Source organism: Dyadobacter sp. 22481 (assembly GCF_052044875.1).
GTDB classification, from domain to species: domain Bacteria; phylum Bacteroidota; class Bacteroidia; order Cytophagales; family Spirosomataceae; genus Dyadobacter; species Dyadobacter endophyticus.
Genome location: NZ_JBQENV010000002.1, coordinates 1,243,136 through 1,257,526 on the forward strand (window position 1 = coordinate 1,243,136; position 14,391 = coordinate 1,257,526).

The 14,391-nt window shown below is 49.4% G+C and carries 9 protein-coding genes; 5 read left to right on the plus strand and 4 right to left on the minus strand.

The window, feature by feature from the left end:
- Positions 1 to 18: 18 nt before the first annotated feature.
- The 3 genes from ACTJJJ_RS15120 (at position 19) to ppk1 (ending at position 6,439) form a co-directional block, all read left to right on the plus strand.
- Positions 19 to 1,713 (plus strand): hypothetical protein, encoded by a 1,695-nt coding sequence (locus ACTJJJ_RS15120; protein WP_440702220.1) that lies wholly within the window; start codon positions 19 to 21, stop codon positions 1,711 to 1,713.
- A gap of 252 nt (positions 1,714 to 1,965) precedes the next feature.
- A complete protein-coding gene (gyrB, locus tag ACTJJJ_RS15125; RefSeq protein WP_188933769.1) occupies positions 1,966 to 3,921 on the plus strand; it encodes a DNA topoisomerase (ATP-hydrolyzing) subunit B in 1,956 nt (651 codons plus the stop codon).
- Positions 3,922 to 4,090: 169 nt separating this feature from the next.
- A complete protein-coding gene (gene ppk1, locus ACTJJJ_RS15130) occupies positions 4,091 to 6,439 on the plus strand; it encodes a polyphosphate kinase 1 (RefSeq protein WP_440702221.1) in 2,349 nt (782 codons plus the stop codon).
- Here ppk1 and ACTJJJ_RS15135 read toward each other — a convergent pair whose 3' ends face one another.
- From ACTJJJ_RS15135 to ACTJJJ_RS15145, 3 genes are read right to left on the minus strand one after another with little or no spacing between them, the layout of a single operon-like run.
- Entirely contained in the window at positions 6,440 to 8,914 is a 2,475-nt protein-coding gene (locus tag ACTJJJ_RS15135) for a bifunctional UDP-N-acetylmuramoyl-tripeptide:D-alanyl-D-alanine ligase/alanine racemase (protein ID WP_440702222.1), read from the minus strand.
- Positions 8,915 to 8,950: 36 nt separating this feature from the next.
- Entirely contained in the window at positions 8,951 to 10,078 is a 1,128-nt protein-coding gene (gene corA / locus ACTJJJ_RS15140) for a magnesium/cobalt transporter CorA (RefSeq protein ID WP_188933763.1), read from the minus strand.
- Between the two features lie 8 nt (positions 10,079 to 10,086).
- Positions 10,087 to 10,938, minus strand: a complete 852-nt coding sequence (locus ACTJJJ_RS15145) for a universal stress protein (RefSeq protein WP_440702223.1) — start codon at positions 10,936 to 10,938, stop codon at positions 10,087 to 10,089.
- A gap of 442 nt (positions 10,939 to 11,380) precedes the next feature.
- On the opposite strand from ACTJJJ_RS15145, the gene ACTJJJ_RS15150 reads away from it, so the two are divergent.
- Entirely contained in the window at positions 11,381 to 12,781 is a 1,401-nt protein-coding gene (locus tag ACTJJJ_RS15150; protein WP_426293166.1) for a dicarboxylate/amino acid:cation symporter, read from the plus strand.
- Between the two features lie 27 nt (positions 12,782 to 12,808).
- Positions 12,809 to 13,165, plus strand: a complete 357-nt coding sequence (locus ACTJJJ_RS15155) for an ArsC family reductase (protein ID WP_188933757.1) — start codon at positions 12,809 to 12,811, stop codon at positions 13,163 to 13,165.
- Here ACTJJJ_RS15155 and ACTJJJ_RS15160 read toward each other — a convergent pair.
- Positions 13,158 to 14,384 (minus strand): THUMP-like domain-containing protein, encoded by a 1,227-nt coding sequence (locus ACTJJJ_RS15160; RefSeq protein WP_440702224.1) that lies wholly within the window; start codon positions 14,382 to 14,384, stop codon positions 13,158 to 13,160. The two genes, ACTJJJ_RS15155 and ACTJJJ_RS15160, sit on opposite strands and share 8 nt — an antisense overlap.
- Positions 14,385 to 14,391: the final 7 nt, after the last annotated feature.

Sequence of the window (14,391 nt, forward strand, 5' to 3'; positions counted from 1 at the left end):
TACGTTACAACCCGAATCATGCTTCGATTTTTACCAATTGTCGCCATTTGTACCGTCATCCTGTTATTCTTTCTTTATAATTTCCATTTTTCCGTCGATTTTCCTTTCCAGGACGATTTTTTATTCGTTCAATTTATTCATGCCATTTCTGACGGCAAAGTAGGTTTTGCAGGTTTGATCCAGGAAATGTTCCGCACTTTCAATGATCATAAGGCGGTGGTGCCCAGGTTTATTTCCCTGCTTGACTACTGGCTGACCGGCCGTCTGCACCTTCGTTTTTATATCGTGCTGGTGTCGCTCAACTTAACTTATATCTTCTATTTCCTTTACCTCAATTTTTGCAAGGCAAAGCTGCCGCTCTATTATTTCCTCCCGGTTCCTTTTCTGTTTTTTCATCCGCTGTATCACGAAGTGTCCGGCTGGGCGCTCACCGGGATGCAGCATTCGTATCTGACAGCTTTTACGGTGACGGCTATTATCCTCGTTTCCCGCGGTACGAAGCCTGCGTTTTACGGAGCGATGCTGTGCTGTTTTCTGGCCACTTTTACCCATGGTAACGGGATTCTTTCCTTTCCGGCGATCATATTCTTCTTCCTGTGCTATAAAGATTTCCGCAAGGCAATTCTGACGGGCGTTTTTATGTTTCTATGTCTCGGCATTTATCTCGCGGGTTACGAGTCGGGGCAGGCTGGTAATTTGCCCAACAATGCGGTTCAGTTCTTTTCGTCTCTCTTCGGTTTTGTGGGTTCTGCGATGTCGCTTTGGGCTATGCCGGAGCTTTCCTCGGCCGTTTGGGGATTCGTGATTGTGGTTTGCATGGTGCTGGTAACATTTCGTGTTGCAAGTGTTTATTTCAAAAAGCCCGCGGCGATCAAGCCAGGCACGATCGAATTACTCACGCTTTTTGCATTCATTTTTATTTCCAGTACGGTAATCGCCGTGTTCAGGTCCTGGGCCGGCACGACCGTAGCGAGCCGCTTTCAGCTTTATGCCTCACTTTCGACCGCTATTTTCTACCTGTTTCTGGTATTCTATACCGATTTCTTTCGTAAAAAATGGGTTTATACAGCCGTTCTGGCGTTGAGTGTTTTTTACTGGGGCTATTCGCATTACCGGTTTACAGGGACGGTCGCAGCGAAGAAAACGACGTATCTAGCCGACATCTATAACTGGCGTAATAACCGCAGCATGTATTCTGTGGAGAGGTCTATTGTCAATTATGGAGGATTTTACCTGTTTCCGGCCTATGAAAAGGGTTACTTCTGGGTTCCCGAATCCGTCGTAGAGAAAAAGGAACTGGATTCGATGTTTGCGGCAAAAGTGCCGGTGGTCGATAAGGGACTGTACATTGAAACTTGGGACATTCACCGTGTCCTGCGGGAAGGCAACGACGACATTGTCTTCTACTTTGTTTCCAGTAATGCGTCTCCCAGGCGAAAACACTTTTGGGACGACCGTTTCCTTGTTATTAAGGATACGTCAACCGGCTCCATATCCCTCATGAACGGCAATCCGAAAACGGAGACGCGGAAAAACATTATCACAACCGGTAATTACTACAAAAACGGTTTCAATACTTTGCTGCGCGAAAAAGATCTGGACCCGGGTATCTACGATCTGGGCATTCTGGATGTCTCGGGCGCCGGGCAGAAGACATTCTACCGGATTGGCAGGCAACTCGTTTGTACCGCCCACGGATACGCATTGAAATAGCTTTCAGGAACCGGATATTAGCCCGCCCCAGGCGCAGGATAACAGACGATGTTATCTTTGGCCCCTTATTCAATAACACAGAAATGTCATATTTCGGCGTCCGGCGCCTCCTGGCTGTGATTTGCCTCGAAAGGCATGTAAAATGGCAGGTTTGCGATGGGTTCTGCTAGGTAAAACCATAAAAAATTCGTATCTTTACGTGCTTAAAAAGCCAGATAATGGTTCTTTTTATCCAAGTGTAAAACAAACTATATGTCAAACGAAGCAGTGCTAGAAGTAAACAGCTATTCGGCTGAAAATATCCAGGTTCTTGAAGGTTTAGAGGCCGTTCGTAAACGTCCGGCGATGTATATCGGTGACACTGGCTTCAAAGGGGTGCACCACTTGATTTGGGAGGTTGTTGACAACTCCATTGATGAGGCGATGGCAGGTTACTGCGATACCATCAATGTTACGATAGAAAAAAATAATTCCATCACCGTTAAAGACAACGGTCGCGGTATCCCCACCGGAATGCACCCCAAAGAGAATAAATCTGCTTTGGAGGTTGTACTGACAGTTCTCCACGCCGGTGGTAAATTTGACAAAGATACTTATAAGGTTTCCGGTGGTTTGCACGGGGTAGGGGTATCCTGCGTGAACGCGCTATCGATCCATCTGCGCGCCGAAGTACACCGCGAAGGTAAAATATTCGAACAGGAATTCAGCGAAGGCAAACCGCTTTACTCCACCCGCGTGATCGGTGATTCGGACAAGACGGGAACGATCATCCACTTCCTGCCCGATGCGACGATCTTCACGGTAACCGAATTTAAATACGAAACGGTAGCCACCCGCTTGCGCGAGTTGTCCTACCTGAACAAGGGAATCCGCATTTCACTGGAAGATAAGCGTGAGGAAGACGAGGATGGTAAATTCCGCGGCGAAGACTTCTATTCCGAAGTAGGTCTGAACGAATTCGTGACTTACCTTGACGCTACCCGCCAGCCATTGATCCCCGAGCCGATCCACATGGAAAGCGATAAAGGCGCTATCCCGGTGGAAGTGGCGATGATGTACAACACCTCGTACAGCGAGAACGTGTTCTCCTATGTGAACAATATCAACACCATCGAAGGTGGTACCCACGTTTCGGGTTTCCGCGCCGCATTGACGCGTACGCTGAAAAACTACGCCGAGAAATCGGGTGTTCTGACGAAGGAAAAAATAGAGATAAGCGGGGATGACTTCCGTGAAGGGCTTACCGCGGTGATCTCGATCAAAGTTCAGGAACCTCAGTTTGAAGGCCAGACCAAAACGAAGCTTGGAAACAGCGAAGTAACAGGTGCCGTGAGCCAGGTGGTGTCGGAAATGCTCGATACGTATCTGGACGAGCACCCGAAAGAAGCCCGTGTAATTATCGACAAGGTAATCCTTGCCGCGAAAGCCCGTATCGCTGCGAAAAAAGCGCGCGAAATGGTACAGCGCAAGAACATCCTTACGGGTACAGGTTTGCCAGGAAAGCTGTCCGACTGCTCCGAAACCGATCCGAACGTCTGCGAATTGTACCTTGTCGAAGGGGATTCCGCGGGTGGAACGGCCAAGCAAGGACGTAACCGTGCTTACCAGGCGATCCTTCCTTTGCGTGGTAAGATCCTGAACGTGGAAAAGGCGCAGGAATACCGCATTTATGAAAATGAAGAGATCAAGAACATGTTCACCGCAATGGGCGTGCAGATCGGTAAGGACGGCGACGAGCGTGCATTGAATATCGACAAGCTCCGTTACCACAAGATCGTAATCATGACCGATGCGGATATCGACGGTAGTCACATCCGTACACTGATCCTGACTTTCTTCTTCCGCTATATGAAGATCCTGATCGACAATGGCTATATCTACATCGCCCAGCCACCGCTGTACCTCGTGAAAAAGGGCAAGGAAGAGCGTTACTGCTGGACCGAGCAACAACGCGAAGAGGCGGTTCGTGAAATCTCGGGTGGTAAGGAAGACTCGGTGAACGTACAGCGTTACAAAGGTCTTGGTGAAATGAATGCTGAGCAGCTCTGGGAAACAACCATGAATCCCGAGCACAGAAGCTTGAAACAGGTTTCTGTAGAATCAGCGGCCGAGGCGGATCACCTGTTCTCGATGCTGATGGGCGACGAAGTAGCTCCTCGCCGCGATTTTATCGAGAAAAACGCCAAGTATGCCCGTGTGGACGTGTAGCCATTAGTTGAAACCGCAATATTGAAACGGATGGCTGTAACACACAGTCATCCGTTTCTTTTTGGAATGAAAATTTAACACAAACTTCATCGGCCCGAAAACAATAGATTGTTTAGATTCGTTGAATTTTTATTGCCATCCTGATACACCTTTTTAATAGCATAACGTTATGTCTGGCTCATCCGACAATATATATAATGAAAAACGAAGTAAACTGACCAATTTGTTCGCACTGTTCAAAAGTCCGAAAGAACCGGCTGCGGCAGAAGACGGCAAGGCAGTCAGTTCGTCGTCGGAAAAGGCAAATACGCAAATGCAGCAAAGCGACCTGATCAGCAGGGACCTGAGCTGGCTGAAATTTAACGACCGCGTACTTGATCAGGTGACGAACGAAGAACGCAACCTGTTCGATCGCCTTAAATTCCTGGCGATTACATCATCCAACCTCGACGAATTCTTATCGATCCGGATCGGTAGTCTCTATAACTACCTCGATTTCGGTAAAGAGCGTCTCGACTATTCCGGCCTGCGGGAAATCCCCTTCCGAAAGGTATTGATGAAAGAATTGCACGATTTTGTGCGCCGCCAGAACGAATGCTATCAAAATCAGCTGGTGCCGCTGTTCGCGAAACACGGGTTCCGGATCATCGGGATGGATGAGGTCACCAATGAGGAAAATGCTGCCGTGGAGGAATACTTTGAGCGGACGGTGTATCCGATGCTTACGCCAATGTTGTTCGATTATACACACGCATTTCCGGTGTTGCTGGCGAAAGTGCTTGTTTTGGGGGTAATCACCCAGGTGAAAGGCACTACTTCGGAAGAGGACAGAAAGCTTTCTTTCGTACAGTTGCCTCCCAATCTGCCGCGTTTTTACGCCATTGAGCGGGAGGAGGAATTGTTATTCCTGCCTATTGAACAGATTGCGAAAGCATTTATCAACAAATTGTACAGAAATGTCGATATCGTTTCGACCAACCTGTTCCGTATTATCCGGAACGGCGATTTTACGTTGGAAGAAAGTGACGATATCGAAGCGGATTTTATCGACGAGATCAAGCAAAAGATCAAAAGCAGGCGTTTGGGAAGAGTAGTGCAGGTTTCAATCGAGCCGGACGTCCATCCCGATTTGTTCAATCTGATCAAGAAGCGCTGGGAGATAGATGACCTCAACGTGTTCCGCACCGACGCATTGATCGACTTTACTGCTTTTTGGAGCATTATCAAACATCCGGAGTTTAAAGACCAGATCCCGCCGATACACCCACCGGTGCCGCCGCTAGGCCTCGACCGCGAACGCATTCCGGATATTTTTGAGGTAATGCGGGAAAGGGATATTTTACTGCATCACCCCTACAACAACTTCGAACCGGTATTGCAGCTGCTTGAACAGGCGGCAGAAGACCCGAAGGTATTGTCCATTAAACTGACGATCTACCGGCTCGCGAAAAACTCGCGCGTAACGGAGGCGCTCCTGCACGCGGCCGAGAACGGCAAGCACGTAGCGGTATTGTTCGAGGTGAAGGCGCGTTTTGATGAGGAAAACAATATTAAAGAAGCACAAAGGCTGCAAAAAGCGGGCTGTTTCGTGATCTATGGCATCGGTTTACTTAAAACACATACCAAACTGCTGCTGATCGTGCGCAACGAAGGCAATAGGGTATTACGATACGCGCATTTGTCGAGCGGTAACTATAATGAGGATACTTCCAGATTATACACCGACACCGGTCTTTTAACGTCCAATGAAGAATACACCCACGATATTTCTGAATTCTTCAATGTAATTACGGGCCATTCGATTCCTTCTGAATACCAGAACCTGATCACAGCCCCGCGCTACATGCGTGCGAAGCTGATCGAGCTTATACAGCAGGAAGCGGAGAATGCGAAAGCGGGTTTGAAAAGTGGTATTTGTATCAAAATAAACTCCCTGGAAGACCGCGACACCATTTATGAGCTCTACAAAGCTTCGGAGGCAGGTGTGCCCATTAAGTTGATCGTCCGCGGCATGTGCTGCCTGAGGCCTCAGCGGAAAGGATTGAGTGAAAATATCACCGTCCGCTCGCTCGTAGGCGACTTTTTGGAACATTCACGCATTTTCTACTTCCACCAGAACGGCAACCCACTGGTTTATGGTGGCAGTGCCGATGCTATGGTGCGGAGTTTCGACAAACGCATTGAATCCCTTTTCAAGCTCGTAGACCCGCGCGTGCGCCAGGAAGCGATACATATTTTGTATTATAGCCTGAAAGACAATGTGAATGCCTATGAATTGCAGGAAGATGGAAACTATATCAAATGCGAGATCGAAGAGGGAAGCGAACCGCTGAACATCCACGAGGCATTCTATAATGTGACCCTTGACCAGGTGATGGCTACGCACCTTTTTAAAGACGAAGACAAGTCGGTGGAGACTGCCGCAGTGGAAACTGCCGCAATACCCACTGCGGATCTGGAAACTTCCGGGTCAGCCAGCGCCGATCCGGAAGTGGGGCATATTGATGCTGGAAAGTAGTTATTCTTTGAAAAATACACGCTTGACGCGGTCACCGATACCCGTCAGGATCTCATAGGGGATGGTGTTGATAGTTTTCGCAAGTTCCGTAATAGGGACTTCCTTACCGAAAACGATCACTTCATCCCCTTCTTCTACCTGGGCGTGCGTGACGTCGATCATGGTCATATCCATGCACACATTGCCGATAGTAGGACATAAGGTGCCATTCACCCACACTTTTCCAACACCATTGCCCAGTCCGCGGTCGTAACCATCCGCATAGCCGATCGCCAGCGTGGCAATAGCCGAGTTGTGGTCGACGACGCCTTTACGGCTATATCCCACCGTTTCACCCGAAGTAAGGTATTTGACCTGCGAAACAATGGTTTTTAATGTCCCTACCGACTGCAATGCCCGCTGGTCCTGCCCGGTCGCTTCCACGCCATACAAGCCGATGCCCAGCCGCACCATATCAAGCCGGTATTCCGGGAAACGCACGATTCCCGCCGAATTGAGGATATGTTTAATGGTTTTGTAGCCCAAAGTCTGCTCGATCAGCGCGGCACCTTCCATGAACTGTGCATATTGCTTTCTGGAAAACTCATTGTGGACACCTTCGTCGGCGCCCACCAAATGCGAAAATATGCTCGATACTTTCACCGCGGGATTCTGGCGAAGCTGCGCCAGGAGCCATTCGTAATCATCTTTCACGAAACCGAGCCGGTGCATGCCGGTATCGAGTTTCAAATGCACGGAAGGGGTATTGGCCGGTTCGCCTTTTCTGGAAATATATTCTATCCAGTCGGTAAGGATGCGGCGGCTGTAAATTTCGGGTTCAAGTTTGTACTGCCACAGAAGGTCGAAGGTCGGTAAGGTCGCATTCATCACCATAATTGGCAAAGTAATGCCGCTTTGGCGGAGGATTACGCCTTCATCCGTATAGGCCACGCCGAGGTAGTCGACGCGGTGGTATTGCAGCAATGCGGCTACCTCCGAGCTTCCGCTGCCGTAAGCGAACGCCTTCACCATCGCCATGATCTTCGTGCCCTGCCCGGCTTTTGCGCGGTAGTAGTTCAGGTTGTGGACCAATGCGTCGAGGTTGATTTCGAGCACGGTACCATGTGCTTTTTGCTGAATGCGGTGTACGATCTTCTCAAATGAAAACGGCCTCGCACCTTTAACGAGCACGAGCGTATCCGCGAGCGTGTGGAAGGCAAATGTTTTGAGAAAACTGTCGGTATCGTCATAAAACTCCTGCTCCGGAATATCGAACAGCGATGCCTGGCTGCTGATTTGCCTTCCAATGCCGATCAACCTGTCGATTCCCTTTTCGCTTAGCAAGCGTGAAACCATTTTGTACAGTTCAAGAGGCGTCTGGCCGGTTTGGAGTACATCTGAAAGAATGACGGTTTTGCGGGTTCGCTGCTCTTGTTGGGCGAGGAAGTTGAGCGCCATCGACAGCCCCTGCAAGTCGTTATTGTAGGCGTCGTCGATGATATAGGAATGGTTAATGCCCTCTTTGAGCTCCAAACGCATGGAAACGGGTTTGAGTAACAATACCCTTTCCTGGATAACGCCAGGTTCAAGCCCGAAATCCAGGAGAAAAACAATGCAATGCGTCAGGTTTTCGAGTGAAGCATCGTCGCGGAAGCCGGTTTCGAAAGTATGGTTGCCCAGCTTGCCGGTGAGGGAAATAACGGTTTTATCTTTTTGCGGAGTGAATGTCACCTGCACATGCGAGCCGGAATAGTTGCTCCCCCAGCTCAGCGTCTCGAGGAATGCATTCACCGGTTTCAGGATCAGGCTGATTTCCTCGTCTATTTCGTGGTAGTCTTTTCGGTAAATGAGTTTTCTGACCTTCGTGAAAAGGCGCAGCTTTTCGGTGATCTTCTGCTTGCGGCTTCTGAAACCATCGTCATGCGCCGGGCCGATATTGGTGAAAATGCCGATTGTAGGCTGCATGACCGGTTGCAGATACTCCATTTCATGCGCTTTGGAAATGCCGGCTTCAAAAATAGCGAGCGAATGCTCCTGGCTTAGGTTCCAAACGGAAAGCGGAACACCGATCTGCGAGTTATAGCTTTTAGGACTGGCCACTATGCTCCGGCCGGGCGACAACAGCTGCACCAGCCATTCTTTTACGATGGTTTTGCCATTACTTCCAGCAATGCCGACAACCGGGATATCGAACTGCCTTCTTTTAGACGCTACCAATTGCTGCAACGCCCGGATGCTCGATGCTACGACCCAGATTTGGGCGTCATCCCACGTGGCAGCCGTTTCGCGCAACTCGCCTGTGAATGCGGCCTCTTCCACGACAAACTCCCGCACGCCTGCTGCGTACAGCTCGGGCAGGAAGCGGTGCCCGTCGTGGCGCTCACCTCTGATGGCAAAAAAGATGCTTTGACCTGGGAAAGAAACCTGGCGGCTGTCGGTCAGTATATACTGGGCTTGTGTGGTTACAAAGGGGGATGTATTGACTGTAAGACTCATTCCAATGCGCGTTAATCAGAGCACAAAGGTATCAATCTACATCCATTTTTTAGTTCTGAAATAAAATATCATCCCTACCGTAACCGCCACCATCAGTCCCCATACGTAATAGTAGCCATAGGGTTCTTTCAACTCCGGCATAAACTCAAAATTCATACCGTAAACACCCACGATAAACGTCAGAGGCATAAAAACCGCCGAAAAGATCGTCAGCGTTTTCATGACCTGGTTCATCCGGTTGCTGATCGTCGATAAATGTACGTCCACAAGGCTGGCCACCAGCTCGCGGTAGGAGTCGATGGTGTCGAGCACCTGCATAATGTGGTCGTAAAGGTCGCGGTAATAGGGAATTACATCCCGGCTGATCTGCATATTGTCCTCGCGTATCAGCTGATTGATCATGTCGCGTAATGGCCAGATCTGTCTCCGTGCCAATGTTAATTCGCGTTTCAATGCGTACATGTCTTTGAGCGAAAGCTCCTGCACGCCGCGGATCACCTGGTCTTCGGTGGCATCGAGTGCGTCGCCGAGTTTTTCCAGTACAATGAAATAGTTATCCACCACGACGTCCAGCAATGCAAAAAGCAGGTAGTCAGGCCCGTTACGACGGGTTTTACCTACGGATGCTTCCAGACGGCTTTCAACTGTGGTAAAAATATCGGAAGTGAGCTCCTCCTGGAACGAGAGTACATAATTTTTACCCAATACAAAACTCACATGCTCGGAGGAAATGCTGATGGGCGATTCCGAATCGACGTGAAGCATTTTCAAGGTCAGAAACAAATGCCCCGAGTCGTATAATTCCAGTTTCGGCTTGTGTTCGGTGTTAACGACGTCTTCCAGCAGCAGCGGGTGCAAATGGTAGAATTTGCCCAGTTTTTCGATGAGGGGAGTTTCGTGGATGCCATCTACGTTCAGCCAGGTAGTGAAGCTCTCGCCGTGTTCTGCGGCCCTGCATTCATCCAGCGACTTCACCGTATCTTCCTTGTACATATGCTCGTCATACCTGATCCTGCGGATTTTGGTCTTTAACCCAATCTCCGGACCAATATAAGTAAGCGTGCCGGGCGAGGTGAGCAGGCCGCGTTTACGATACTTTTTGGATTTTCTGGCGCCGCCGTTCCTGGCGCTTCCGGCAGGCTTGCCGCTTTCTGTCCCGTTCAAATCATTTGTTATTTGAGGTGAAACACCAGCAAAGGTACGTGTGTGTCGACAACGAGCTTACGCGTAATGCTCGGATTGATCAGATATTCTTCAATAAATGATCGCTCACGGGTCGACATGATCAGGAGATCGGCCTGTACCTCGTCGCAATAGGCTTCTATGCCGTCGAGCACGTGTTTCGCTTCCCTGATCACGATCTGGCCGTCGCGGATCGTGAAATGCGATTTGATGTCGGCAATATACTGGTTATCAGGCTGAATATCCGGCTGCGCATCGGAGTTGATTTTCAGCAAAGTGAGGTCGGCACCGAGATGGTTCATCAACACGAAAACCTCCCGCAGGATATTGTTCTCTTCGTATTCGAATTGCGTGGCATACACCACTTTCTTAAATCTCGCCGGCTCGGCCTGAGGCGGTACTACCAGCACCGGACAGGGTGAGTTGAGGGCAATATGCGTCGCCGAACTGCCGATCAGCTTGTCCAGTAAACCTCCGGTACCGGTCCGCCCGATCACGATCATATCCGGCACATGGTCGTCGATAGCCTCTTCAATGGCCGATTGCACGCTGCCGATCGCCCATATCGCTTTCGCATGATAGCCTTCCGTGACGAGTTTTGCAGCGTATTCGTCCAGCCTTTTGTGAAATTCTTCTTCCAGTTCGGTGGCCATGGCCATGAAATCCGCTCCGCCGATGCCAGGCATTACATTCCCCGGGGTAACATTTACGTCGGCTATATAGGGTTGATAGGCGTGGAGGACCAGCAGCTCCGTCACGTCTTTTTCGGCAATCAGTTTTGCCGCTGCTAGTGCGCGCTCGGCATTTTCTGAAAAATCTACGGCAATCAGGATACTTCTCATGTCTGGCAGAATTATGTTTTGGGTATGGAATTTCCGAACATATCGATTTTAGTAACCGGAATCAAGGACTTTGGTCATCTTTTGGTCGGGGCGGAGTTCGGACGGAGTTCCCGGCGATATTCTGGTAAAGATTTAATGCCGGGGTAATCTTGAAGGTTTCAAATTTTGTGCCAAATTGGGTAAAAATTGATCTTCAAAGTCTGCCGGTACGTCGTCGCGGTGCTGGTATTTTGTATTTGTCCAATACTTTTCCGAGCTTACCGCAAACAGTTGTTTATTTTATAAATCCTCTTCTGTTTAGTACAATATTTCATTTTTATATTTCAAAACATTCTAATAATTCTGTGTTTTGGATTAAATGCATTGGAGGGTATGGTCGTGCTTAATTTGATTTTTTATAAGTTTACCGTTACAAACTAATTTAGAATACCAAATTCCCTGTATGAAGAGCAAGATTACCACTATCAATATCGTGCTGGTTACCATTGCCGCGATAGCCTCCGTTTTAAGTGCTTATGATATCCTGCCGTTGTCTGATAGTGTGCTCATAAGCCTGCGCTGGCTGGCGCTGGCGAGCCTGATCGTGTACGCGATCCTGAAAAGGAACCTCACCACTTCGATCCTGATATCCATGCTCGTCGGAACGGAAATCGGCTACGATTTCCCGAAAATGGGCACCGAGCTGCACTTCCTGCGGCAGATATTCCTTCAAATGATTAAAACGGTGATCGCACCGTTGCTTTTTGCGACGCTCGTAACCGGTATCGCCGGCCATTCCGACCTGAAACAGGTAGGCCGGATGGGCTGGAAATCGCTGTTGTATTTTGAAGTCGTCACGACATTTGCGCTGGTCATCGGGCTGGTATTTGCCAACTGGTTCAAGCCGGGCGTAGGCATAATACCCCCTGAAAGCCTGAATGCGACTTTGCCCAAAGTAAACCAGCAAACCTGGCAGGAAATCGTGTTGCATTCGTTCCCGGAAAACGTCGCCAAATCGATTTACCACGGCGAGGTGTTGCAAATCGTCGTTTTCAGCGTGCTTTTTGGCATTAGCCTTGCATTGCTGCCTTCGGTGAAGAAAGAGAAATTCGTGCACGGGGTAGAGCTGCTGGCCGAGGTCATGTTCAAATTTACCAAGATCATCATGTACTTCGCACCGATCGGGGTGGGAGCGGCCATTGCCGAAACGGTAGGCCACATGGGTATCGACGTTTTGAAAAACCTCGCATTGCTCCTGGCGACATTATATTGTGCGCTGATCGTCTTCATCCTCATCGTATTCGTACCGATCGCGATGATCGCCAGGATCCCGGTCATCAAATTCGCCAAAGTCATTTTCGAACCGGTTTCCATTGCATTTGCCACCACAAGTTCCGAATCCGCATTGCCCAAAGCGATGGAGAAAATGGAGAAATTCGGTGTGCCCAGGCAGATCGTATCTTTTGTAATGCCAACGGGTTATAGTTTCAATCTCGACGGTTCAACATTATATCTGGCCTTGGCAACGGTGTTCGTAGCGCAGGCAACCGGTACTGAAATGTCGATCGGGCAGCAGTTTACGATGGTATTGTTGTTAATGCTTACCAGCAAAGGCGTAGCCGGCATACCGAGGGCCACTTTGGTGATATTATTGGGCGCGATCGCTAACTTTGGGATGCCCGAATGGCCTGTATTGCTGATCATGGGGATCGATGAACTAATGGACATGGCCCGTACGTCGGTGAATGTGACCGGAAACTGTCTGGCAACAGCCGTTATCGCCCGTTGGGAAGGCGAGCTCGATGATCAGAAAATGCACGATTCGGACAAGGTTGTGGAAGAACCCGAAGCGACCGAAGTTTAAAATCACGTCATTTTCAGAGTAAATTTTATGTTGACCCTTTACGGAATCCCGAATTGCGATACCATTAAAAAAGCCCGCACCTGGCTCGACAAAAACAAGGTGGCCTACCAGTTTTACGATTACCGAAAAGACGGCATCAGTCCGGAAAAAGTAAGCAGCTGGTTCAGTGAATTTCCCTGGGACAAGGTTTTAAATAAAGCTTCGACCACCTGGAAAGAGCTCAGCGACGAAGAAAAAGCAAAAGTGATCGACGCGAAAACTGCCGCAAAATTGCTCTCATCGAACCCCACGGCCATTAAACGGCCGGTAATTGAGGACGAAAACGGCAAGGCGCTGACGCTCGGTTATTCCGAAAAAATCTACGAAGAAACCTACCTTAAATAGGTTTTACACAAACGATCACGACTTTCGATTGATCGGCGAGGGTGGTGGCGAACAGGTAATGGTCGCCACCATCTTTGAGTTTCCATTTCTTCCTCAATTCTTCCGGTTTCGCGGGGAAATTGCGCGTGGTGATATTTGCTTTATCGCCGGGTATATGCTGTGAAATCTCCCGGATATCAGGTTTACAAACAGCTACGATCCTGAAACTGCGCCCCGGGAAGTCATTCACATATTCTTCCGAGGTATAAAGCTGGCTATGCATGGCCAACTTTTGCACATTGAACCGCGTACAAAGCGTCTTGAATGCGCCCGCTTTCAGCACAGCGGCGTGAGGTTCATATAAGTAGCCGAGCGGTTTGGCATAACTGACTACCGCCGAACGCTCTTCCTCCCGGTCGAAATCCAGCTCGTGAATGGGCTGCCCGGCTGCGTCGATAACGCGAACTTTGATTTTAAAATCCTGCTCCGGCATTTCGCGGTCGAGCACGAAGAGCAGCTCTTTGCATTCCTGTTCGTAACCTATCACATGCACTTCTTTGAGTTTTTGCAGTTCTTTCGAAGCGAGGTCGATGTCGAGCAGAGGAGAGGTTTTGATTAAAATATGGGGAGCTGCATTTAACAGCAATGCTGCATTTCCGGCAACATCGGGCGTGCAATCGGCGAGGCGCACTACCTTTTCTTTGTTGGCATCGCGGCGGGCAGGATCAGCGTAAAGCCAGTCGGCGTTCAGGCCATCGTGCAACGCATGCAGCGACTCGCCCGCGTGTACATGTATACGTGTCGCGCCCAGTTGCGTGAAGTTGTATGCGGCAGTGGACGCCACTTCGGGTTGTTGTTCAAAATAATGGGTATCTGTGAAGCTGCGGCTCATGTAGTAGCAATCGATGCCCATGCCGCCGGTAATATCGATCAGCCTATCGCCGGAAACAATACTGGCCTTGTAATGCGCCGTCGCCTCCGACGAGCATTGTTCCACCGACAGGGCAGGCGGGAAGATCAGCTTTTCATTGGTCGACCATTCGGGAAGTTTTTTGAGAGCTTTCTGCCGCGACTGGATCTGTGCCGCCAGCTTCTTCACATCCAATCCTTTGAACTTGCCGGCTTTCAAGATTAGTTCGCCGACGTTATCATGCAAATGTCCGTGGATGAATGCGATCTCTTCCACTGTTAGTCCCTCCTGTACTTCGCCTTCTGTGGCCATTCCTTGCCCGTTACTCATTTGTTCA